Annotated in this window: 16 protein-coding genes and 1 tRNA gene; 2 read left to right on the top strand and 15 right to left on the bottom strand. The window is 72.3% G+C overall.

Features of this window, described 5'->3' with window-relative positions:
* Positions 1-199 precede the first annotated feature (199 nt).
* The 11 genes from D459_RS0112475 to D459_RS0112420 form a co-directional block, all read right to left on the bottom strand.
* The gene (locus D459_RS0112475) at positions 200-970 is read right to left on the bottom strand and encodes a HEAT repeat domain-containing protein (protein WP_152522959.1); all 771 of its coding nucleotides are present in this window, start codon (positions 968-970) and stop codon (positions 200-202) included.
* A gap of 903 nt (positions 971-1,873) precedes the next feature.
* On the bottom strand, positions 1,874-4,669 hold the full coding sequence (locus D459_RS33615) for a DUF4190 domain-containing protein (protein ID WP_026120325.1): 2,796 nt from the start codon (positions 4,667-4,669) through the stop codon (positions 1,874-1,876).
* A 157-nt stretch (positions 4,670-4,826) separates the two neighbouring features.
* Positions 4,827-8,702 (bottom strand): DNA-directed RNA polymerase subunit beta', encoded by a 3,876-nt coding sequence (locus D459_RS0112460; RefSeq protein WP_017593344.1) that lies wholly within the window; start codon positions 8,700-8,702, stop codon positions 4,827-4,829.
* 34 nt (positions 8,703-8,736) lie between these two features.
* A complete protein-coding gene (rpoB, locus tag D459_RS0112455; RefSeq protein WP_026120324.1) occupies positions 8,737-12,204 on the bottom strand; it encodes a DNA-directed RNA polymerase subunit beta in 3,468 nt (1,155 codons plus the stop codon).
* A gap of 525 nt (positions 12,205-12,729) precedes the next feature.
* A complete protein-coding gene (gene rplL / locus D459_RS0112450; RefSeq protein WP_017593342.1) occupies positions 12,730-13,119 on the bottom strand; it encodes a 50S ribosomal protein L7/L12 in 390 nt (129 codons plus the stop codon).
* Positions 13,120-13,215: 96 nt separating this feature from the next.
* Entirely contained in the window at positions 13,216-13,740 is a 525-nt protein-coding gene (gene rplJ / locus D459_RS0112445) for a 50S ribosomal protein L10 (protein ID WP_017593341.1), read from the bottom strand.
* A 397-nt stretch (positions 13,741-14,137) separates the two neighbouring features.
* Positions 14,138-14,842 (bottom strand): 50S ribosomal protein L1, encoded by a 705-nt coding sequence (gene rplA, locus D459_RS0112440; RefSeq protein ID WP_017593340.1) that lies wholly within the window; start codon positions 14,840-14,842, stop codon positions 14,138-14,140.
* Positions 14,843-14,917: 75 nt separating this feature from the next.
* The gene (rplK, locus tag D459_RS0112435; RefSeq protein WP_017593339.1) at positions 14,918-15,346 is read right to left on the bottom strand and encodes a 50S ribosomal protein L11; all 429 of its coding nucleotides are present in this window, start codon (positions 15,344-15,346) and stop codon (positions 14,918-14,920) included.
* A 255-nt stretch (positions 15,347-15,601) separates the two neighbouring features.
* Positions 15,602-16,396 (bottom strand): transcription termination/antitermination protein NusG, encoded by a 795-nt coding sequence (gene nusG / locus D459_RS0112430; RefSeq protein WP_017593338.1) that lies wholly within the window; start codon positions 16,394-16,396, stop codon positions 15,602-15,604.
* Between the two features lie 200 nt (positions 16,397-16,596).
* Positions 16,597-16,869 carry a preprotein translocase subunit SecE gene (secE, locus tag D459_RS0112425; protein ID WP_017593337.1) on the bottom strand — a complete coding sequence of 91 codons (273 nt, stop codon included), beginning with the start codon at positions 16,867-16,869 and terminating at the stop codon, positions 16,597-16,599.
* Between the two features lie 151 nt (positions 16,870-17,020).
* A tRNA-Trp gene (locus D459_RS0112420) sits at positions 17,021-17,093 on the bottom strand.
* Positions 17,094-17,292: 199 nt separating this feature from the next.
* On the opposite strand from D459_RS0112420, the gene D459_RS0112415 reads away from it, so the two are divergent.
* Both D459_RS0112415 and D459_RS0112410 read left to right on the top strand, forming a co-directional pair.
* Positions 17,293-18,501: a pyridoxal phosphate-dependent aminotransferase gene (locus D459_RS0112415; protein WP_017593336.1), complete on the top strand. Its 1,209-nt coding sequence runs from the start codon at positions 17,293-17,295 to the stop codon at positions 18,499-18,501.
* Positions 18,502-18,590: 89 nt separating this feature from the next.
* Positions 18,591-19,604, top strand: coding sequence for an adenosine deaminase (locus D459_RS0112410; RefSeq protein WP_017593335.1), 1,014 nt, complete (start codon positions 18,591-18,593; stop codon positions 19,602-19,604).
* A 9-nt stretch (positions 19,605-19,613) separates the two neighbouring features.
* Here D459_RS0112410 and D459_RS0112405 read toward each other — a convergent pair whose 3' ends face one another.
* The 4 genes from D459_RS0112405 to D459_RS0112390 all read right to left on the bottom strand — a co-directional run bounded on the left by D459_RS0112405 (position 19,614) and on the right by D459_RS0112390 (position 22,684).
* Positions 19,614-20,192, bottom strand: coding sequence for a TMEM165/GDT1 family protein (locus D459_RS0112405; RefSeq protein WP_020380145.1), 579 nt, complete (start codon positions 20,190-20,192; stop codon positions 19,614-19,616).
* Between the two features lie 401 nt (positions 20,193-20,593).
* Positions 20,594-21,679 (bottom strand): UDP-N-acetylmuramate dehydrogenase, encoded by a 1,086-nt coding sequence (locus D459_RS0112400; RefSeq protein ID WP_017593333.1) that lies wholly within the window; start codon positions 21,677-21,679, stop codon positions 20,594-20,596.
* Between the two features lie 112 nt (positions 21,680-21,791).
* On the bottom strand, positions 21,792-22,220 hold the full coding sequence (locus tag D459_RS0112395; protein ID WP_017593332.1) for a MaoC family dehydratase: 429 nt from the start codon (positions 22,218-22,220) through the stop codon (positions 21,792-21,794).
* Positions 22,217-22,684, bottom strand: a complete 468-nt coding sequence (locus D459_RS0112390; RefSeq protein ID WP_017593331.1) for a MaoC family dehydratase N-terminal domain-containing protein — start codon at positions 22,682-22,684, stop codon at positions 22,217-22,219. The genes D459_RS0112395 and D459_RS0112390 overlap by 4 nt, the downstream gene beginning before the upstream one ends.
* Positions 22,685-22,742: the final 58 nt, after the last annotated feature.

The following is a 22,742-nucleotide window of genomic DNA, read 5'->3' as shown; positions in this document are numbered from 1 at the left end:
ATCAGCCGTAGGTCGGAAATCATTCTACCGGCCTCCCGGCGTGGGCGAACCCCGTTCCACCCCCGGCACCGATCCGGTGCGCACCGTCACACCGCACGCCCCGCACCACCGCGACCTCGGCCGCCGCCCCACCGGCGCGGCCGACCGGCGCGGCCCGCCGGGGGCCCGGCCGGCGGGCCGCCCGGACCCGCCTGCCCGCTCACAGGCGCGCGGCGATGCCCCTGATCCCGGGGCCGCCCGTCTCCCGCAGGGACTCGATCTTCCTCCTGGCCGCCTCGCCGCGGAGCTCGCCGAGGGCCATCAGCGCGGCCACGGCCACCTGCGGGTCCGCGTCCTCCACCGCCTCGCCCAGAGCCCGGGCCGCGCCCTCGGCCCCGGGATGGCCGATGTGGCACAGGACGTCCGCCGCGTGCCGCCGCACCTTCCGGTCGTCCGCGCCCAGGGCGCCGACCAGCGACGGGACCGCGCCGGAACCGAACTCGGACACGACGTCGGTCAGGGCGTTGCGCTCCTCGTCCCCGTCCGCGCCCAGCAGCGCGACCAGGTGCGGGACCGCCCGCGGCTCCCCGATCCGGCCCAGGGCCCAGCGCGACTTGCGCGCGACCGCCGGGTCCGGGTCCGTGATGTACCCGAGGAGGACGTCCACCGTCTCCGGGTCGGCGAACTTGCTGAGCACGTGCAGCGCCTGGGCCCGGACGCCCGGCGGCCGGCCCGGGCCGGCCGCGTCGACCACCGCCGGGAGCGCGGCCTCCCCCAGCCGGGTGACCGCCCAGGTCATGGTCTCGCGGACGAAGAAGTCCGGCTCCGCCCACAGCGCCTCGGCGAGCGCGTGCGCGAGCCCGGCCTCGGCCCGCCGCCCGATCGCGAGCGCCGCGGCGATGCGCACATTGCGGTCGGGGTCGGAAAGCCGCCCGGCCGCCCCGCTCGCGGGAATTCGTCCTCCGCCGTGTCCGTGCCCTGAAAATGACATGCCGCAGATATTAGGCGGGTCGCGGCGCCCCCATCAAGGAAATAAAATACGGGGTGCTCCGGCCGGGATCGGCGCATACGGAACACCCGTCGCACCCGCCACCGGAAACGGTTCCGACCGGCCGCGGAAGGGCCCGCAGACCGGCCGGGCAATTGCTCCCGCCGTGAATTCGGGCGGCCCGGGGACCAGGAAGAAGCCGGCCCCCCGGCGAGCAGCGGGCCCGGCCGAGCCCCCGGCCGTCCGCGATCTCGGCATCGCGCAGGAAGAACGCGGCGGCGAGGAAGGCGACCGGGGAGAAGGCCGAGGCGAAGAGCTCTCGGGGGCCGGTCGCCGAACGGCGGAACTCGGTCCGCCGAGCCCGATCCCCGCTCCGAGCGCCGCCCGTCGCCGGGTCCTCCCCGAGGACCGGAACCTCGCTCGCGTACCTGCGGCGGATCCCTTCGAGGATCTCGATGGCCGCCGTCTTTCCCGCGCCGTCGGGGCCGAGAAGGGCGACGGCCTCACCGCACCTCACCGAGAAAACGGCTCCGCTCGGCACATCGGCCGAACCGTGGCGCATCCGCAGATCGCGCACCCGGATAACGTCGGTTTCCTCCGGCGATGGAGGATTCCCCGGTCTTTCCGGTACCGGAGCCGCATTCGATGCGGCCCCATGGCTTCTCTCCATGGCGATTCTTTGAAAGGGCGCGGAGAAGAACCTGCTGCAGCGTCCCGGAGGCGCAAAAGGAAATACGGTGCCGGCCGCCGCGCGACGGGCGGAACCGGGACCGGCCCGGTCCGGGGGGGTACTGGTGGACGGGGGCCGCGGGCTCCGCCGATGCACGCGCCCGCTCCCCCGGACGCGAAAAGCGATGGCGCCGCCGGAGGTCCGGCGGCGCCATCGCTTCGGAGACGGGGCGGCGGTCAGAGCAGGAAGAGCACGGCCAGCGCCGCCTCCACCACGAACAGACCGATGCCGACCCAGGCCAGCACCGTCCCGGTCCGGGCCAGGCCCTCGCCCTCCAGCGCCCCGTCGGAGTCGCGGATGGCGCGGACCGCCCCGGGCGCGGTGATCAGCGCGAGGATCGCGGTGACCAGGCCGACCACCGGGACCAGCGCGATGATGCCGAACCACAGGGCGCGCACCGCGCCCGGCTCGTTCTCCGGCCAGTCGTCGATGTTGTCGTAGCCGGGGTAGGCGTCCCCCGCGACGGCGCCGGGCGGGCGGTCGTCGAAGCCGGGGAACTCCTCCTGGACCGGGTTCCGGCGCGCCCGGCGGCCGCGGGGCTCGCCGGGGCCGCCCGGACCGGCCGGGTCGTAGGCGTCCTCGCCGTAGGGGTCTCCGTAGGCGTCTCCGCCGTAGGAGTCCTCGGCGCCGTAGGGGCCGTCCGGACCGCGGCGGCCGGCGTCCCGGTCGTCCCACTCCTCCGGCCCGCCGGGGCCCTGGTGGTCGCCGTACCGGTCGTCCGGCCGGCGCTCGTCGTAGGGCCCGCCGTAGGCGGAGCCGTCCTGGGGTCCGCCGTCGTAGGCATGGTCGGGGCGCCGGTCGTAGCGCTCGTCGTAGCCGCCGTCCCGGGGGCCGCCGTAGTACTCGTCGTACCCGCCTTCGTAGCGGTCCTCGTACCGGTCGTCCGGTCCCCGGCCGCTCTCGCCCCCGTCCGGCGGCGCCATGCCGCCGAGCGGGACGTCCTGCAGCGCCGGCATGGCCTGGGTCCCCTCGTAGGACGGCCCCTGGGCGGCCTCCGCTCCCCAGGCGCCCGGCGCCGGGCCGGCCGCCGGGGGCTCGGCCGGGAGCCGGTCCTGCCCGGACGCCTGCTGCGCGGCGATCGCGCCCAGCGGCCCGAGCGGGTCCTCCTCGGCGGCGGCCGCCTTCCGGCGCTCCTCGGCGCGCTGCGCGGCCTCCCGGACGCTGTCCGGCAGCGCGGGGTCGTCCCGGCTGAACGCCCAGGTGTTCCCGCTCCCGGTGCCCACGCCGCCGTCACCGGAGGCCGGAGGCTCCGGCGCGGAGGAGGGCGGAGCCGCCGGCTCCTCGCCCAGCGAGGGCCAGGACCCGGTCCCGGCCGGGTCGGCCGGACCGTCCTCGGTGACCGGGCTGAACATCGCGGTGGATTCGGCCGCGGCCGAGGACCGGCGGCGCTCCTCGGCGCGCTGCGCGGCCTCCCGGACGCTGTCCGGCAGCGCGGGGTCGTCCCGGCTGAACGCCCAGGTGTTCCCGCTCCCGGTGCCCAGGCCCCCGTCACCGGAGGCCGGAGGCTCCGGCGCGGAGGAGGGCGGAGCCGCCGGCTCCTCGCCCAGCGAGGGCCAGGACCCGGTTCCGACCGGGTCGCCGGAGGGCGGGGGGAAGTCCTGGAACGGCCCGCCGGCCGGCCGCTCCGGCTCGGGGCGGCCGCCCGGGCCGAGCGGGTCCGCGTCCGGGCGCCCGCCCAGCGGGTCCGGGGCGGGGCGGCCCTCCGGCGCGCCCGGCGGGGCGGCGTCGGGACGGCCGTAGGCCGGCCCCTGGCCGAGCAGGTTCGGGCCGGTGTCCGGACGGCCGGTGCCCGGCCCCTGGCCCAGCGGGTCCTGGCCGAGCGGGTTCGGGCCGGTGTCCGGACGGCCGGTGCCGGGCCCCGGGCCGAACGGGTCGGTGCCGCCCGGCGCACCCGAGGACGGGCCGAACGACGGCCACGCCCCGGAAACGGAATCGGACGGGCCCGGCCCGGCGTCGGGTGCGGGCCGCTCCGCGGCGAGCGGGTCGGCCGGACCCGGCGCGGGGCGGTCCGCGGAAAGCGGGTCGGGGCCGGGGCGGCCCGGTGCCGGCTCCTGGTCCAGCGGGCCGGGGCGGCCGGCCGCCGGGTCCTGGCCGAGCGGATCCGTGCCGAGCGGGTCCCGGCCGGTGTCCGGACGGCCGCCGCCCGGCGCCGGGCCGAACGGGTCGGTGCCGCCCGGCGCACCCGAGGACGGGCCGAACGACGGCCACGCCCCGGAAACGGAATCGGACGGGCCCGGCCCGGCGGGGGCGGCCGGAGGCTGCGAGGGCGAGGCGGGCTGCGCCCCGAAGGAGGCGGGGTCGGAAGGGGGGGCGGAGGAGGGCGGGCCGCCGGCGGGGCGGGCGGCCGACGGGTCGGTGCCGGGGGCTGCGGGAGCCGCCGGGGGCGCGCCGAACGGGTCCGCCCCGGCGCCGGGGGCGGGCTCCTGGCCCTGCAGGCCGCTCTGCGGCGCACCGGCGCCGCCGAACCGGTAGGGGCTGCCCTCCGGCGGGGACGGCGGCTCGGCGGCCGGCGGGCGGCCCGGGATCTCCACCGGCTCGGGGGCGTAGGGGCGGCTCAGCGGCGGCTGCGGCCCGCTCGGCTGCGCGGCGCCGGGCTGCGGCGCCGGGGCGGGGCCGGGCTGCGGCCCGCTCGGCTGCGCGGGACCGGGCTGCGGCGCCGGTGCCGGCGCGGGGCCGCCGAGGTCGCCCAGCGCGGAGGGGTAGGGCTCGGCCATCGGGGGGCGCTCGCCGCCCATCCCGGGGTAGCCGCCGGTGTTCGGGTAGGCCGGGCCGGCGCCGGGCTCGGCGGGCCGCGGCGCCTCGCCGCCGGGCGGCGCCCCGTCCCCGGCCCCGTCCTCGCCCTCGTACGGGTCCTGGTATTCCGACTGCGTGCGGTACCGGTCGCCGCTGGGTTGGAACCACGAGCCCGCCCCAGAGGCGGGCCCGGGCTCGCTCCCCGGCCTTCCGTACCGGTCTCCCCCGTTTTCCGTCACTGCTTTCGCTCTCCAGACCGCGCCTGAGCGCTCGTTTCCCCTGACCGGCCCGGCCCCGCCGATCCGGTCAAAGCGAACGGCGGCAGCCCGCCCCCGCAGGGGCGGACCGCCGCCGTCACCGGATCAGTCAACCGATCGCACCGATCGTCCCCGGGCCCTACCTGTTGTAGGGACCGAAGTCGTACTCCTCCAGCGGAACCGCCTCGCCCGAGCCCTGGCCGAACGTGTACTCGCTCGGCTCCTCGTAACCCGAGACGGAGTACATGGAGGCCTTGGCCTCCTCGGTCGGCTCGACCCGGACGTTGCGGTACTGCGGCATGCCGGTACCGGCCGGGATGAGCTTACCGATGATGACGTTCTCCTTGAGGCCCAGCAGCGGGTCGCTCTTGCCGTGGATGGCGTTCTCGGTGAGCACCCGGGTGGTCTCCTGGAAGGAGGCGGCGGACAGCCACGACTCCGTGGCCAGCGACGCCTTGGTGATGCCCAGCAGGACCGGGCGGCCGGCGGCCGGCTGGCCGCCTTCGGCCACCACCTGGCGGTTGGTGGACTCGAACTTGGGCCGCTCCACCATCTCGCCCGGCAGCAGGTCGGTGTCGCCGGACTCCAGGATGTTCACCCGCTTGAGCATCTGCCGCACGATGATCTCGATGTGCTTGTCGTGGATCGAGACGCCCTGCGACTTGTAGACCTCCTGGACCTCGTTGACCAGGTGCTGCTGGACGGCGCGCGGACCCTGGATGCGGAGCACCTCGTGCGGGTTGATCGCACCGCCGATCAGCTGCTGGCCGACGGTGACCGAGGAGCCCTCCTCCACCAGGAGCTGGGCGCGCATCGGCACCGGGTAGGCGATCTCGTCGGAGCCGTCGTTCGGGATCAGGATGAGCTTCCGGCTCTTCTCCGTCTCCTCGATCCGGATCCGGCCGTCGAGCTCGGCGATGGGCGCCACACCCTTGGGGATGCGGGCCTCGAAGAGCTCGGTGACACGCGGCAGACCGTGGGTGATGTCCTGACCGGCCGAACCGCCCATGTGGAAGGTCCGCATGGTCAGCTGGGTGCCCGGCTCACCGATCGACTGCGCGGCGATGATGCCGATGGCCTCGCCGACGTCGACCGGCTTGCCGGTCGCCATGGACCGGCCGTAGCAGGTGCTGCAGACGCCGATCTTGGCCTCGCAGGTGAGCGAGGAGCGGATCCGGACCCGCTCGACGCCGGCCTCGACCAGCTTGTCGATGACGCCCTCGGAGGTGTCGGTGCCGGCCGGGAAGAGGACCTCCCCGTCCACCACGACGTCCTCGGCGATGGTGCGGCCGAAACCGGTGTTCTCCACGTTGTGCTTGCGCACCACGGTGCCGGCGGCGTTCTTCTCGCCGATCTCGTGCCAGAGCGACCGGTCGGTGCCGCAGTCCACCTCGCGGACGATGACGTCCTGGGCGACGTCGACCAGGCGCCGGGTGAGGTAACCGGAGTCGGCGGTCCGCAGCGCGGTGTCCGCCAGGCCCTTCCGCTGGCCGTGGGTGGAGATGAAGTACTCCAGCACCGACAGGCCCTCGCGGTAGGAGGCCTTGATCGGCCGCGGGATGGTCTCGCCCTTGGTGTTGGAGACCAGGCCGCGGATACCGGCGATCTGCCGGACCTGCATCGGGTTGCCTCGGGCACCGGACTGGACCATCATCCACACCGGGTTGTCGACCGGGAAGTTCTCCTCCATCTCCCGGGCGACGTCGTTGGTGGCCTTGGTCCAGATCTCGGTGAGCTCCTGGCGGCGCTCGTCGTCGGTGATCAGACCGCGGTCGTACTCCCGCTGGATCTTGTCGGCCTGCTTCTCGTAGGACTCCAGGATCTCGCCCTTGCGGGGCGGGGTGAGCACGTCGCCGATGCCGATGGTCAGGCCCGAGCGGGTGGCCCACTTGTACCCGGCGTCCTTGAGCGCGTCCAGCGTGGTCGCGACCTGGACCTTCGGGTAGTTCTCCGCCAGCTCGTTGACCAGGGCCGACACCTGCTTCTTGCCGACCTGGTAGTTGACGAACGGGTAGTCCGTCGGGGTGGTCTCGTTGAAGAGGTACCGCCCCAGCGTGGTCTCCAGGACGTAGGGCTCGCCCTGGGTGTAACCCTCCGGCTCCTCCCACTCCCGCGGCGGGACGGTGTCGCCGGCGACCCGCAGCCGGATCTTGGCCTGCAGGTCCAGCTCGCCGCCGTCGTAGGCCATGATCGCCTCGGCGACGTCGCGGTAGGCGCGCCCCTCGCCCTTTCCGCCCTCCTTGAGGGTGGTCAGGTAGTACAGGCCGATGATCATGTCCTGGGTGGGCATGGTGACCGGCTTGCCGTCGGACGGCTTGAGGATGTTGTTGGTGGCCAGCATCAGCAGCCGCGCCTCGGCCTGGGCCTCGGCGGACAGCGGCAGGTGCACGGCCATCTGGTCGCCGTCGAAGTCGGCGTTGAACGCGGTGCAGACCAGCGGGTGGATCTGGATCGCCTTGCCCTCGACCAGCTGCGGCTCGAAGGCCTGGATGCCCAGGCGGTGCAGGGTCGGGGCGCGGTTGAGCAGCACCGGGTGCTCGGTGATGACCTCTTCCAGGACGTCCCAGACGACCGGGCGGGACCGCTCGACCATCCGCTTGGCGCTCTTGATGTTCTGCGCGTGGTTCAGGTCGACCAGGCGCTTCATCACGAACGGCTTGAACAGCTCCAGCGCCATCTGCTTGGGCAGGCCGCACTGGTGCAGCTTGAGCGTGGGGCCGACGACGATGACCGAGCGGCCGGAGTAGTCGACGCGCTTGCCCAGCAGGTTCTGCCGGAACCGGCCCTGCTTGCCCTTGAGCATGTCGGAGAGCGACTTCAGCGGGCGGTTGCCCGGCCCGGTGACCGGGCGGCCGCGGCGGCCGTTGTCGAACAGCGCGTCGACGGCCTCCTGCAGCATCCGCTTCTCGTTGTTGACGATGATCTCGGGCGCGCCCAGGTCGAGCAGGCGCTTGAGCCGGTTGTTCCGGTTGATGACCCGGCGGTACAGGTCGTTCAGGTCGGAGGTCGCGAAGCGGCCGCCGTCCAGCTGCACCATCGGACGCAGGTCCGGCGGGATGACCGGGACGCAGTCCAGCACCATGCCCATCGGGCTGTTCCGGGTGTTCAGGAACGCCGAGACGACCTTGAGCCGCTTGAGGGCGCGGGCCTTCTTCTGGCCCTTGCCGCTGCGGATGGTCTCGCGGAGCTTCTCCGCCTCCGCGTCCAGGTCGAAGTTGGCCAGCCGCTCCTGGATGGCCTGGGCGCCCATGCCGCCGCGGAAGTACTTCCCGAAGCGGTCCCGCATCTCGCGGTAGAGCATCTCGTCGCCCTCGAGGTCCTGGACCTTGAGGTTCTTGAACCGGTTCCAGACCTCTTCGAGGCGGTCGATCTCGCGCTGGGCGCGGTCGCGGAGCTGGCGCATCTCGCGCTCGGCCGACTCGCGGACCTTGCGCCGCGCGTCGCCCTTGGCGCCCTGCTCCTCCAGCTCGGCCAGGTCGGCCTCGAGCTTCTTGTGCCGCTCCTCCAGCTGGGAGTCCCGGCGCTGCTCCAGGTGCTGGCGCTCCACGGAGACGTGCGCCTCCAGGGATGCCTGGTCCCGCTCGCGGGCCTCGGTGTCCACCCAGGTGACCATGTAGGCCGCGAAGTAGATGATCTTCTCGAGGTCCTTGGGGGCCAGGTCCAGCAGGTAGCCGAGCCGGCTGGGCACGCCCTTGAAGTACCAGATGTGGGTGACCGGGGCGGCCAGCTCGATGTGGCCCATCCGCTCGCGGCGCACCTTGGCGCGGGTCACCTCGACGCCGCAGCGCTCACAGATGATGCCCTTGAAGCGGACGCGCTTGTACTTGCCGCAGTAGCACTCCCAGTCCCGGGTGGGGCCGAAGATCTTCTCGCAGAAGAGGCCGTCCTTCTCCGGCTTCAGGGTGCGGTAGTTGATGGTCTCCGGCTTCTTGACCTCGCCGTGCGACCACTGGCGGATGTCGTCGGCCGTGGCCAGGCCGATGCGCAGCTCGTCGAAGAAATTGACGTCGAGCACTTAATTCGTCCCCTGCTCTCGAAGCTTGCGGAAGTCAGACCTCTTCGACGCTGCTCGGCTCGCGCCGACCCAGGTCGATTCCCAGTTCTTCCGCGGCACGGAAGACGTCTTCGTCGGTGTCCCGCATTTCGATGGACATACCGTCACTCGACAGCACCTCCACGTTCAGACAGAGCGACTGCATCTCCTTGATGAGCACCTTGAACGACTCGGGGATGCCGGGCTCCGGGATGTTCTCGCCCTTGACGATGGCCTCGTAGACCTTGACCCGGCCCAGGACGTCGTCGGACTTGATGGTGAGCAGCTCCTGCAGGGCGTAGGCGGCCCCGTAGGCCTCCAGGGCCCAGACCTCCATCTCACCGAACCGCTGGCCGCCGAACTGCGCCTTACCGCCCAGCGGCTGCTGGGTGATCATCGAGTAGGGGCCGGTGGAGCGGGCGTGGATCTTGTCGTCCACCAGGTGGTGCAGCTTGAGGAAGTAGGTGTAGCCCACCGCGATCGGCTCGTCGAACGGCTCGCCGGTGCGGCCGTCGAACAGCCGCGCCTTGCCCTCGGAGTTGATCAGCATCTGGCCGTCGGCGTTGGGCCGGATGGAGCCCAGCAGGCCGCTGATCTCGTCCTCGCGCAGGCCGTCGAAGACCGGGGTGGCGACCTTGGCGCCGCCCTCGACGGAGTCCGCTCCGATGTCGCGGAGGCGCTGCTTCCACTCCTCCGGTCCGCCGTCGATCTGCCAGCCGTTGGCGGCCAGCCAGCCGAGGTGGATCTCCATGATCTGGCCGACGTTCATCCGGCCGGGCACGCCCAGCGGGTTGAGCACGATGTCGACCGGGGTGCCGTCCTCCATGAACGGCATGTCCTCCTGCGGCAGGATCTTGGCGATGACGCCCTTGTTCCCGTGCCGGCCGGCCAGCTTGTCGCCGTCGGTGATCTTCCGCTTCTGCGCGACGTAGACCCGGACCAGCTCGTTGACGCCGGGCGGGAGCTCGTCGCCGTCCTCGCGGCTGAACACGCGGACGCCGATGACCTTGCCGGACTCGCCGTGCGGCACCTTCAGCGAGGTGTCGCGGACCTCGCGCGCCTTCTCGCCGAAGATCGCGCGGAGCAGCCGCTCCTCCGGGGTCAGCTCGGTCTCGCCCTTCGGGGTGACCTTGCCGACCAGGATGTCGCCGTCGACGACCTCCGCACCGATCCGGATGATGCCGCGGTCGTCCAGGTCGGCGAGGACCTCCTCGCTGACGTTGGGGATCTCGCGGGTGATCTCCTCCGGGCCGAGCTTGGTGTCGCGCGCGTCGACCTCGTGCTCCTCGATGTGGATCGAGGAGAGCACGTCGTCCTGGACCAGCCGCTGGGACAGCACGATGGCGTCCTCGTAGTTGTGGCCCTCCCAGGACATGTACGCCACGAGCAGGTTCTTGCCCAGCGACATCTCGCCCTGGTCGGTGGAGGGGCCGTCGGCCAGCACCGAGCCGGCCTCCACTCGCTGCCCCTCGGCCACCACCGGGCGCTGGTTGAAGCAGGTGCCCTGGTTGCTGCGGCGGAACTTGCCCAGCCGGTAGGTCTTCCGGGTGCCGTCGTCGGCGAGCACCGTGACGTAGTCCGCGGTGACGTCCTCGACCACGCCGGCCGCGTCGGCCAGCACCACGTCGCCGGCGTCGGTGGCGGCGCGGTACTCCATGCCGGTGCCCACGATCGGCGCCTCGGCGCGGAGCAGCGGCACCGCCTGGCGCTGCATGTTGGAGCCCATCAGCGCGCGGTTGGCGTCGTCGTGCTCGAGGAACGGGATCATGGCGGTGGCCACCGACACCATCTGGCGCGGGGACACGTCCATGTAGTCGACGCCGGAGGCCTCGACCGCCTCGAACTCGCCGCCCTTCATCCGGACCAGGACCCGGCTCTCGGAGAACGTGCCGTCCGCCTCGACCGGGGTGTTGGCCTGGGCGATGACGAAGCGGTCCTCCTCGTCGGCGGTCAGGTACTCGACCTGGTCGGTGACGCGCCCCTCGACGACCTTGCGGTACGGCGTCTCGACGAAGCCGAAGGAGTTGACCCGGCCGTACCCGGCGAGCGAGCCGATCAGACCGATGTTGGGACCCTCAGGGGTCTCGATCGGGCACATCCGGCCGTAGTGCGACGGGTGCACGTCGCGGACCTCGAAGCCGGCGCGCTCACGGGAGAGACCGCCCGGGCCCAGCGCGGACAGGCGCCGCTTGTGGGTCAGCCCGGCCAGCGGGTTGGTCTGGTCCATGAACTGGGACAGCTGGCTGGTGCCGAAGAACTCCTTGATGGAGGCGACGACCGGCCGGATGTTGATCAGCGTCTGCGGCGTGATGGCCTCGACGTCCTGGGTGGTCATCCGCTCGCGGACGACCCGCTCCATCCGGGCCAGGCCCAGCCGGACCTGGTTCTGGATCAGCTCGCCCACGGTGCGCAGCCGGCGGTTGCCGAAGTGGTCGATGTCGTCGGTCTCGACCGGCCGCTCGCCGATCGAGGTGTCCATCGACTCCTCGCCGGCGTGCAGCCGGACCAGGTAGTCGATGGTGGAGACGATGTCCTCTTCGGTCAGCGTGCCCTGGGTGAAGGGGGCCTCCAGGCCCAGCTTCTTGTTGATCTTGTACCGGCCGACCTTGGCCAGGTCGTAGCGCTTCGGGTTGAAGTAGAGGTTCTCCAGCAGCGCCTGCGCCGACTCCTTGGTCGGCGGCTCCCCCGGGCGCAGCTTGCGGTAGATGTCCAGCAGCGCGTCGTCGGTGCCGGCGGTCGGGTCCTTCTCCAGCGTGTTGCGGATGGACTCGTAGTGGCCGAACCGCTCTAGGATCTGGTCGGTGGTCCAGCCCAGCGCCTTGAGCAGGACGGTGACGCCCTGCTTGCGCTTGCGGTCGATGCGGACGCCGACGAAGTCGCGCTTGTCGACCTCGAACTCCAGCCAGGCACCCCGGGACGGGATGACCTTGCAGCCGTAGAGGTCCTTGTCGGAGCTCTTGTCGACCTGCCGGTCGAAGTAGACGCCCGGGGAGCGGACCAGCTGGGACACGACGACACGCTCGGTGCCGTTGATGATGAACGTGCCCTTGACGGTCATGAGCGGGAAGTCGCCCATGAACACCGTCTGGCTCTTGATCTCACCGGTGTCGTTGTTGATGAACTCCGCGGTCACGAACATCGGCGCGGAGTACGTCATGTCCTTGTCCTTGCACTCCTCTTCGGAGTACTTGGGCGGCTCGAACCGATGGTCGCGGAACGACAGCGACATCGTGCCCGAGAAGTCCTCGATGGGACTGATCTCCTCGAAGATCTCTTCGAGACCGGACTGCTCCGGGACGTCCTTGCGGCCGGCCGCGAAGGCCGCCTCGACTCGGGCGCGCCACTTCTCGTTGCCGAGGAGCCAGTCGAAGGACTCTGTCTGCAGGGCGAGAAGGTCGGGGACCTCGAGTGGTTCCTGAATGCGAGCGAAAGTAACGCGGTTCGGACCAAGGGCGTTAGCGGAGGCGTTGCGCGAGGCTGCCAACAGGGGTCCTTCCGAAGGCTTGTGGCGGTTGATGCGCGCGCACGCCGGACGACCCGAGATGTCCATTGGAGGGCCACCGGGCTCGGAGGCCTTCCCGACGTGGGGTACGTGCTGGTATGAGGGCCGCGACCGGTCGAGGTCGGGGCACGGAGCGCACGGACACCGGAACAGGGATCGTCAAAGGGCAGCGCAAAAGGGCAGTGTAGCCGAATACTACACCGCTGTCCAACCGCATCCCCCGGAGCCGATCACGACACCACGCAGCATCGCCCCAACGGGCGGATCCGTCAAGCCCAGCGGGCTTCCCGGGGCCCTTTCCGGACCCGTGAGAGGTCCCACAGGACGTGCGGGGTGTGAGCGACCCTACAGCGGGGAAGACTCCTCCGTTCCGGCGGAGCGTCCCGGCGGGGCCGGCGTCAGGGGCGGGGGATGCGGCGGCGGGGGATGCAGCGGTGGACGAACGACGACGAGCGGCGGCCGCCCCGAGCGGGGCGGCCGCCGCCGTGTGCGACCGGAGAACCGGTGCTACTTCAGGGTCACCGTGGCGCCGGCGCCCTCCAGGGCGGCCTTGGCCTTCTCGGCGGCCTCCTTGTTGACGCCCTCGAGCAGCGGCTTCGGGGCGTTGTCGACGAGGTCCTTGGCCTCCTTGAGGCCCAGGCTGGTGAGGCCGCGGACCTCCTTGATGACCTGGATCTTCTTGTCGCCGGCACCCTCGAGGATGACGTCGAACTCGTCCTTCTCCTCCTCGGCCGGAGCGGCGGCGCCGCCGGCACCCGGAGCAGCGGCGACGACGGCGGCCGGAGCGGCGGCCTCGACGTCGAACTTCTCCTCGAACAGCTTCACGAACTCGGAGAGCTCGAGCAGGGTCATCTCCTCGAAGGCGCCGAGGAGCTCTTCAGTGCTGAGCTTCGCCATGGTGCGATCTCTCTTTCTGTGCGATCACGCGCGCCGCGCGGCGCCGTGCCGAGCCTTGGGTCCGGCGCGCCCGCGCCGGCAAGGATCGTGGTCTTGTTAGGCCTCGTCCGACTTCTTCTCGTGCAGCGCCTGGGCGAGCCGCGCGAGCTTGGTCGGGAGAGCCTGGAACGTGGCGGCGGCCTGGCCCTGCTTGGCCTTGAGGACGCCGGCCATCTTCGCGAGGAGAACCTCGCGGGACTCAAGGTCGGCCAGCTTGATGATCTCGTCCGGGGTCATCGCCTTGCCGTCGATGACGCCGCCCTTGATCACCAGCGGCGAATTCGCCTTCGCGAAGTCACGAAGCCCCTTCGCGGCCTCGACGACGTCCCCGCGGACGAAGGCGACGGCCGAGGGGCCCTCGAAGAGGTCGAGGACCTTCTCGTCAAGGTCGGCCTCCTTGGCCGCGATCTTGCCGAGGGTGTTCTTCACGACGCGGAAACGCGCGTTCTGGCCGAGGCTGTTGCGCAGCTCACCGAGCTGGGCGACACTGAGCCCCCGGTATTCGGTCAGCACGGCGCCCTGCGAGCCCTGGAATTCCTCCTTGAGCTCGGCGACCGCGGCTGCCTTATCCGGCCTCGCCATGGGACTCCTTCCAACAGTGAACGCCGGTGGATGCCAAGGGTCGCCAGGGACGGAGCGGCAGGGAAATGAAAAAGCCCCGGCGCGGGCGCACGGGACTTGTCGGGCCGCGGGCACCGGAACGGCGCCCCGCCTCGAAAGAGTTCTCGTCACACCTGCGCTGGCCGCCCATGTGCATGGGACCTTGGGCCACCCGAAGGGTGGCGACCGGCGGTCTTCGGCAGTCCCCCATCCTAGGGCATCTCCCGGGCCGCGTCGAACGGTCCGGGCCGGCCGGCGGCGTGACCCTCGGCACCGCTCCTCCGGCGCCGGGCCGGGGAGGGGCCGAGGACCCCGGGGAAAAGCGGGGCGCCCCGGACCGGGAGGGTCCGGGGCGCCGGGGCCGTGCTGGGACGGCGGGTCAGGCGGCGGCGCCGGCGCGCGCGGCGCTCGGGTCGACCGGGATGCCCGGGCCCATCGTGGTGGTCAGCGTCGCCTTCTTGACGTACCGGCCCTTGGCGGCGGACGGCTTGAGGCGCAGCACCTCGTCCAGCGCGGCGGCGTAGTTCTCCACCAGCTGCTCCTCGGTGAAGGAGAGCTTGCCGACGATGAAGTGCAGGTTGCCGTGGCGGTCGACGCGGAACTCGATCTTGCCGCCCTTGATGTCGGAGACCGCCTTGGCGACGTCCGGGGTGACGGTGCCGGTCTTCGGGTTCGGCATCAGGCCGCGGGGGCCCAGCACCCGGCCCAGCCGGCCGACCTTGCCCATCAGGTCGGGGGTGGCCACGACCGCGTCGAAGTCCAGGAAGCCCTTCTGGATCTCCTCGACCAGGTCGTCGTCGCCGACGAAGTCGGCGCCCGCGGCACGGGCCGCCTCGGCCTTCTCACCCGTGGCGAAGACCAGGACCCGAGCGGTCTTGCCGGTGCCGTGCGGGAGGTTGACGGTGCCGCGGACCATCTGGTCGGCCTTGCGCGGGTCGACGCCCAGGCGCAGGGCGACCTCGACGGTGGCGTCGAACTTGACCTTGGAGGTCTCCTTGGCGAGCTTGACGGCTTCGAGCGGGCTGTACAGCCGCTCGCGGTCGACCAGCTCGCTGGCCTTGCGGTGGTTCTTGCTGCGCTTCACGTGGATCTCCTCACGAGATTGTGGTGCTCGGGCCGGCGCAGGGCCCTGCCACGGTCGTACGGGGGCGCCTGGGCGCTACTTGACCTCGATGCCCATGGAGCGGGCGGTGCCGGCGACGATCTTCGAGGCGGCGTCCAGGTCGTTGGTGTTGAGGTCGGGCAGCTTGGTCTGCGCGATCTCGCGAACCTGGTCGCTGGTGATCGAGGCGGCGGTGCTGCGGCCCGGGTCGGTGGCGCCCTTGTCCACGCCGGCGGCCTTGAGGATCAGCTTCGGCGCCGGGGGCGTCTTGGTGATGAAGCTGAAGGAGCGGTCCTCGTAGATGGTGATCTCTACGGGGATGACGCTCCCGCGCTGGGCTTCCGTGGCAGCGTTGTACTGCTTGCAGAAGTCCATGATGTTGACGCCGTGCGGACCCAGCGCGGTACCGACCGGCGGGGCCGGGGTGGCCTGGCCGGCGGGCAGCTGAACCTTGACGAGCGCCGCGATCTTCTTCTTCGGAGGCATATCGGGTCCTTTGCCTGATCTGCGTTGGTCGTTGGTCCCGGGCTCCTGTGTCGCCGCGCGTGCGGCACCACGCGGGCGCGCCCTGGGCGGGGCTGGTTCGGAGCCGGACGCCCCGGTGCGGGGCGCCGGACCGCAGGGACCGGTGCGGACCGGGGCGCCCGTCCGCGGGCTGGGCCGGCGGGCAGGGCGCGGGTGGGCCCGCCCGAAGGCGGACCCACCAAGTCTACGTGCTCAGCGAAGCGCTCGGGTCTGGGCTCAGATCTTGGAGACCTGGTTGAACCCCAGCTCCACCGGGGTCTCCCGGCCGAAGATGGAGACCAGCACCTTGAGCTTCTGGGTGTCGGGGTTGATCTCGCTGACCGTCGCGGGCAGGGTCGCGAACGGACCCTCCATGACGGTCACCGACTCGCCGACCTCGTAGGCCACATCGCTGCGGACCTCGGTCTTCTCCCCGGCCTTGGCCTGCTCCGGCTCCTTCTCCGGGGTGGGCGCCAGCAGGTCGGCGACCTCCTGGATGCTCAGCGGGGCGGGCCGGTTGGAGAGCCCGACGAAGCCGGTGACGCCCGGGGTGTTCCGGATGGCCGACCAGGACTCGTCGGTGAGCTCCATGCGCACCAGGACGTAGCTGGGCAGGACCTTCTCGGTGACCTGCTGCCGCTTGCCGCCCTTGACCTCGGTGACCTCCTGGGTGGGCACCTCGACCTGGAAGATGTAGTCCTCCATGTTGAGCGACTGGGTGCGGCTCTCGACGTTGGCCTTGACCCGGTTCTCGTAACCGGCGTAGGTGTGCACGACGTACCAGTCGCCGGGCAGCAGGCGGAGCTCGATCTTGAACTCCTCGACCGGGTCGAGCGCGGGGGCCGCGGGCTCTTCGGCCTGCGCCTCCTCGGCGCCGTCCTCCTCCGGGGCGTCCTCGGCGCCGTCGGCGCCCTGCTCCGCCTCGGCGGTGGCGGCCTGCTCCTCCTCGGCGCGCTGGCCGGCCTCTTCCTCTGACGCCTGACCCAGGTCCTCGGTGGGGAGGTCGTCAGAGGTCAGTGGGGACTCGGACACGGCAGCTCTTTCTCTCGACGGTTGCACCGTAGGTGTTTCTCCCTGCGGACCGGCGCGGCCGCGGACGGCCGAGGGCACCGGTGCCGGTCGTGCCAGCTTACGTTCTCAGCGGGCACGATGGGACCAGGCCGGACCGGCGGAGGAGAAGATCGGGGCGGGGGCGTCCGGGCCGTCCGGCGGGACGGAGGGCGCCGCGGCGGTCAGAAGGCCGGGGCCCCGGCACCGGCGTCGTTGCCGCCGAGGGTGCTGTAGAGCCAGGTGACGGCCTCGCCGAAGCCGAAGTCGAGCAGCGTGACGTAGCCGACCATGATCACCACGAAGACGATCACGACCACGGTGTAGGTGAGCAGCTCGCGCCGGGTGGGCCAGCGGACCTTGCGGAGCTCTCCGACGACCTGCTTGGTGAAGGTCACCGGACCGGTACGGCGCTGCGGGCCCTTCTCGGGCTTGGCGTCGGCGTCAGTCTGCGTCACCTGTGGTCCTTAAGGTCGTGGCGGGCAGGGACGGCCGGGCCGCACCGCCCGGCGCCGGCTCCGGTACCGATCGGCGAACGGCGCCGGCCCTTCGCCGCCGGACCCCCGGCCGACCGCCGCCGGGAGCGGTGCGCATCTGTCACGTTCCTTGCAGGGCAGGAGGGACTCGAACCCCCAACCGCCGGTTTTGGAGACCGGTGCTCTACCAATTGAGCCACTGCCCTTCGCGGGTACCGCTTGCGTACCCACCATAGCCGGATTCCACCGTGCTCGCGCCAACCGCGGCGCGCTGCGGGGATCCCGGCTCCGGATCGATGGGGAGTCTATGCCCTATCGGCGCCGGGGGCCAACCGGAAAACCGGGGGGCGGTGCGGTTCGCCACCTTCCGGGGCGGCCCGGTGCGCCCCGTGAAACGATGGGCCCATGAGTGAGCGACCCCGTATCTCCGAACGCATCGGCGGCATCTCCGAGTCGGCGACGCTGGCCGTGGACGCCAAGGCCAAGGCGATGAAGGCGGAAGGGCGCCCCGTCATCGGCTTCGGCGCCGGCGAGCCGGACTTCCCGACCCCGGACTACATCGTCGAGGCCGCGATCAAGGCCTGCCGCGAGCCGCGCTTCCACCGCTACACCCCGGCGGGCGGCCTGCCCGAGCTCAAGGAGGCGCTGGCCGCCAAGACGCTGCGCGACTCCGGCTACCGGGTCGAGCCGTCCCAGATCCTCGTCACCAACGGCGGCAAGCAGGCCATCTACGAGGCCTTCGCCACCATGCTGGACCCGGGGGACGAGGTCATCGTGATCGCCCCCTACTGGACCACCTACCCCGAGTCGATCAAGCTGGCCGGCGGCGTGCCGCGGTACGTGGTGACCGACGAGTCCACCGGCTACCTGGCCACGGTCGAGCAGCTGGAGGCGGCCCGCACCGAGCGCACCAAGGTGCTGCTCTTCGTCTCGCCGTCCAACCCGACCGGCGCCGTCTACACCCCCGAGCAGGTCCGCGAGATCGGCCGCTGGGCCGCGGAGGCCGGACTGTGGGTGCTCACCGACGAGATCTACGAGCACCTGGTCTACGGCGACGCCCGGTTCAGCTCGCTCCCGGTCGAGGTGCCCGAGCTGGCCGAGCGCACCGTGGTGGTGAACGGCGTGGCCAAGACCTACGCGATGACCGGCTGGCGGGTGGGCTGGGTGATCGGCCCCAAGGACGTGGTCAAGGCCGCGGGCAACCTGCAGTCGCACGCCACCTCCAACGTCGCCAACGTGTCCCAGGCCGCCGCGCTGGCCGCGGTCTCCGGCGACCTGTCCGCGGTGGCCGAGATGCGCACCGCGTTCGACCGGCGCCGCCGCACCATCGTGCGGATGCTCAACGACGTCCCGGGCGTGGTCTGCCCCGAGCCGCAGGGCGCGTTCTACGCCTACCCCTCGGTCAAGGGCGTGCTGGGCAAGGAGATCCGCGGCCGCCGCCCGCAGAGCTCCGCCGAGCTGGCCGAGCTGATCCTGGACCAGGCCGAGGTCGCGGTGGTCCCGGGCGAGGCCTTCGGCACCCCCGGCTACCTGCGGCTCTCCTACGCGCTGGGCGACGCCGACCTGGCCGAGGGCGTGGGCCGGATCCAGAAGCTGCTGGGCGAGGCCTCCTGAGGCACCGCCGCGCACCGCGCGGCACCGGCCGCGGGCCCGGTCTCCGGCTTCGGGGGCCGGGCCCGCGCCGCATACGGCACCATTGGGTCATGGAACGCCCCATCGACCGGCTGCCAAAGGCCCACCTGCACCTGCACTTCACCGGTTCCATGCGGCACACCACCCTGGTGGAGCTCGCCGAGGAGCGCGGGGTCCACCTGCCGCAAGCCCTGGCGGACGACTGGCCGCCCCGGCTCAGCGCCGCGGACGAGCGCGGCTGGTTCCGGTTCCAGCGGCTCTACGACATCGCCCGCTCGGTGCTGCAGCGCCCCGAGGACATGTACCGGCTGCTGCGCGAGGCCGCCGAGGACGAGCGCGCGGCCGGGTCCGGCTGGCTGGAGATCCAGGTCGACCCGAGCGGCTACGCCTCCCGGTTCGACGGGCTCACCGCCACCCTGGAGCTGGTGCTGGACGCGGCGCGCGCCGCCGAGGCCGAGACCGGGGTCCGGATCGGGATCATGGTGGCGGCCAACCGCACCCGGCACCCGCTGGACGCCAAGGCGCTGGCCCGGCTGGCCAAGCAGTACGCCGGGCGGGGCGTGGTCTCCTTCGGGCTCAACAACGACGAGCGGCGCGGCCGGGCGCTGGACTTCGAGGGGGCGTTCCGGATCGCCAGGCGGGCCGGACTGCTCTCCGCCCCGCACGGCGGCGAGCTGGCCGGGGCGCGCAGCGTCCGGGAGTGCCTGGACGAGCTGGGCGCCGACCGGGTGGGGCACGGCGTCCGCGCGGTGGACGACCCCTACCTGGTGGAGCGGATCGCCACCCAGGGCGTCACCCTGGAGGTCTGCCCGTCGTCCAACGTGAGCCTGGGCGTGGCCGGCCGGCTGGAGCAGGTGCCGCTGCGCCGGCTCTTCGACGGCGGCGCCCCGATCGCGCTCGGCGCCGACGACCCGCTGCTGTTCGGGCCGCGCCTGGCCGAGCAGTACGAGATCGCCCGGACCGTGTTCGGCTTCACCGACCCGGAGCTGGCCGAGCTGGCCCGGATGTCGATCCGCGGCTCCGGGGCCCCGGAGTGGCTGCGCAAGGAGCTGCTGGCCGGGGTGGACGACTGGCTGGCCGCCTGAGCAGGGCCGCTAGCCGACCACCGCCAGCAGCCCCTGGAAGGTCATCGCGGTGCCGGCCAGGAAGAACAGCACCGCCGCGCCGATCTGCACCGCCCGCTCCGGGAGCCGCTTGCCGAGCAGCGAGCCGACCCAGATGGCCAGCGCGTCGGCGGCGACCATGCCGACCGTGGAGCCGATCCAGATCGGCAGCCAGTGGTACTGGGTGCCGACGGTGATGGTGGCGAGCATGGTCTTGTCGCCGAGTTCGGCGATGAAGAAGACGGTGGCCACGGTGAGCAGCCCGGAGCGGATCCTGCGCGAGGCCGCGCGCTCCTCGTCCTTGTCGGTCAGCTCGTCGCCGCGGAGCGTCCACAGGCCGAAGCAGAGGAAGGCCACGCCCGCGATCAGGGTCACCCAGTCGGTGGGGATCGCCAGGCCGAGCCCTTCGGCGATGAGCACGCTCAGCCCGTGCACCGCGACCGTGGCCAGGGCGATGCCGAGCAGGACGGTGCGCACCCGGTAGCGGGTCGCCAGTGACATCGCGACCAGCTGGGTCTTGTCGCCCATCTCGGCGAGGAACACCACTCCGGTTCCCGCCGCGAGTGCCATGAGGAATTCCACGTCTGCCGCCCCTTCGCCGTCGTCGGACCCGTCCGCCCTGCGGGCGGCGCCGGAACCGATGCAGGCCTTTTTCGGGCGCGGCGCTTCGGCCCGGCGTCTCCTACCGGGCCGAAGGTCTCGTCCGCCCGGGACGAGTGCGGTACTCGCCGGGCTCCTGCGGCCGGGCCGGGGGCCAGTGTGTCGACCGCAGGGATTGGGGACTACTCCCCTTCGACGGGAAAAACGGTAGCAGCGCGTTTTTCCGGAATGCAATTCATGGATGCGGCGATCGTTTCACCGAATTCCACCTAAAAACAGAGTTGGGCGCACCTGATTCAAGAGATGAGAAAGGCGCCCCGCATTCGCCTCGGCGGCGAATGCGGGGCGCCTTTCCGGGGCGCCGCTCCGGGTCAGAGCGAGACGCCCACCATGACCGGTTCGTTGACCAGGGTGACACCGAACGCCGCGGCCACCCCGGCGCGCACCTCGCGGGCGAGTTCGAGCAGGTCGGCGGTGGTTCCGCCGCCGGGGTTGGTCAGCGCCAGGGTGTGCTTGGTGGAGATGCGCACCGGGCCGCGGGCGTGCCCCTTGGCGAAGCCGGCCCGGTCGATGAGCCAGGCCGCCGAGGTCTTCACCCGGCCGTCGCCGGCCGGGTGGGCCGGCGGCTCGGTGTCCGGGCCGAGCCGCTCGGCGACCCGCTTGCGCAGGTCGGCGAAGTCCTCCTCGGTGAGCACCGGGTTGGTGAAGAACGAGCCGGCGCTGCGGGTGTCCGGGTCGGCCGGGTCGAGCACCATGCCCTTGCCCCGGCGCAGCTCCAGCACGGCCTCGCGGGCCCGCTCCGCCGGGACCCGCTCCCCCGGCGCCGCGCCGAGCCGGCCGGCCAGCTCGGCGTAGGCCACCGGGGCGCTCAGCCCGGACTCCTCCAGCTCGAAGACGACCTCGCAGACCACGTAGCGGCCGCGGTCGGCGCCCTCCCGCTTGAACACGCTGTCCCGGTAGGAGAAGCCGCAGTCGGCGTTGGAGAGCGCGCGGCGCTCGCCGGTGCGCCGGTCGTAGACCACCACCTCGGCGATGGTCTGGGCGACCTCCTGGCCGTAGGCGCCGACGTTCTGGATCGGGGTGGAGCCGACCCGGCCGGGGATCCCGGAGAGGCACTCCACGCCGCTGAGGCCCTCGGCGACGCAGCGCGCCACGAACGGGTCCCATTCCACGCCGGCCTCGGCGCGCATCCGCACCGTGCCCGGGGCTCCGCCCGGCTCCCGGGCCACCCCGGCCGCGGCGACCTGCACCACGGTGCCGGGGAACCCCTCGTCGGAGACGACCAGGTTGCTGCCGCCGCCCAGCACCAGCAGCGGCTCGCCGGCGGCGTCCGCGGCGGCCACCGCGGCGGTCAGCTCGTCGATGCCTGCGGCGGCGGTGAAGCGGGCGGCCGGGCCGCCCAGGCCCAGGGTGGTGTGGTCGGCCAGCCGGACTCCGGCGGCGGGAGCAGCGGTCATGGGGCGCCCTCCAGGGACGGTGCGGGGGACCGGACGGTCGGACTGCGGTGATCTCGGCCCTGCCGGCCCGCCGGCGCGCGCCGGCGGGGCCGCGGCGCCGGGGGCCGGTGGCCTAGGCGAGGCGGACCAGCAGGGTGGGGCGGGCCAGCACCCGGGTCCCGGCGGCGCGCACGGTCAGCGCGACCAGGACCAGGTTGTCCCCGCGCTTCTCCTTGACCGTCCCGGAGACGGTGATCTCGGCGCCGGTGTCGTCGTCGGGGACCACCACCGGGGCGGAGAACCGGGTGCCGTACTCCACCACCGCGCCCGGGTCGCCGGCCCAGTCGGTGACCAGCCGGGCCGCCTCGGCCATGGTGAACATGCCGTGCGCGATGACCCCGGGCAGGCCGACCGCCTTGGCGGTCCGGTCGTTCCAGTGGATCGGGTTGAAGTCGCCGGAGGCGCCGGCGTAGCGGACCAGGTCCACCCGGCGCACCGGGAAGGTCCGCTCACCGATCCCGGTGCCGGCCTCGACGTCGTCGTAGCGGACGGTGGCGGTCATGCGGCGCTCCCCGCTTCCTCGGCCCCGCCCCGGACGACGAGCATGTTGACCGCGGTCACCACGTGCTCCCCGTCGAGGTCGGAGATCTCGCTCTCCAGTGTCACCAGCTCGTTGCCGGCCAGGCTCTTGATCTCGGTGATCCGGGTCACCGAGCGGACCAGGTCGCCCGCGACCACCGGCCGGCTGTAGCGGAACCGCTGCTCCCCGTGGACCACCATGGAGAAGTCCAGGCCCAGCTCGGGGTCGGTGACGGCCTGCCCGGCGCCGGCCATGCTCAGGATGATCGGGAAGGTGGGCGGGGCCACCACGTCGGGGTGGCCCGCCTTCCGGGCCGCCTCCGCGTCGGTGTAGACCGGGTTGGCGTCGCCGATCGCCTCGGCGAACTCGCGGATCTTGCCGCGGGTCACCTCATAGGGCTCCGGCGACGGGTACTCCCGCCCGAGCAGCTCGCGGTTGATCGCCATGGAATCCCTTTCGATCCGTGTTCGGTCCGCACGGCCGTCCCGCCGGCCCGGTCCGCGC

Origin of the sequence: Nocardiopsis potens DSM 45234, assembly GCF_000341105.1 — a bacterium.
Classification (GTDB): Bacteria; Actinomycetota; Actinomycetes; order Streptosporangiales; family Streptosporangiaceae; genus Nocardiopsis_A; species Nocardiopsis_A potens.
The sequence above is the reverse complement of the archived record's forward strand: the minus strand, read 5'-3'. Positions and strand labels throughout refer to the sequence as shown.

Excerpts from the sequence above, each read along its gene's own strand:
- D459_RS0112475 (WP_152522959.1), bottom strand. The coding sequence starts at position 970 with ATGTCATTTTCAGGGCACGGACACGGCGGAGGACGAATTCCCGCGAGC.
- rplL (WP_017593342.1), bottom strand. The coding sequence starts at position 13,119 with ATGGCGAAGCTCAGCACTGAAGAGCTCCTCGGCGCCTTCGAGGAGATG.
- rplJ (WP_017593341.1), bottom strand. The coding sequence starts at position 13,740 with ATGGCGAGGCCGGATAAGGCAGCCGCGGTCGCCGAGCTCAAGGAGGAA.
- rplK (WP_017593339.1), bottom strand. The coding sequence starts at position 15,346 with ATGCCTCCGAAGAAGAAGATCGCGGCGCTCGTCAAGGTTCAGCTGCCC.
- D459_RS0112415 (WP_017593336.1), top strand. The coding sequence starts at position 17,293 with ATGAGTGAGCGACCCCGTATCTCCGAACGCATCGGCGGCATCTCCGAG.
- D459_RS0112410 (WP_017593335.1), top strand. The coding sequence starts at position 18,591 with ATGGAACGCCCCATCGACCGGCTGCCAAAGGCCCACCTGCACCTGCAC.
- D459_RS0112405 (WP_020380145.1), bottom strand. The coding sequence starts at position 20,192 with ATGGCACTCGCGGCGGGAACCGGAGTGGTGTTCCTCGCCGAGATGGGC.
- D459_RS0112400 (WP_017593333.1), bottom strand. The coding sequence starts at position 21,679 with ATGACCGCTGCTCCCGCCGCCGGAGTCCGGCTGGCCGACCACACCACC.
- D459_RS0112395 (WP_017593332.1), bottom strand. The coding sequence starts at position 22,220 with ATGACCGCCACCGTCCGCTACGACGACGTCGAGGCCGGCACCGGGATC.
- D459_RS0112390 (WP_017593331.1), bottom strand. The coding sequence starts at position 22,684 with ATGGCGATCAACCGCGAGCTGCTCGGGCGGGAGTACCCGTCGCCGGAG.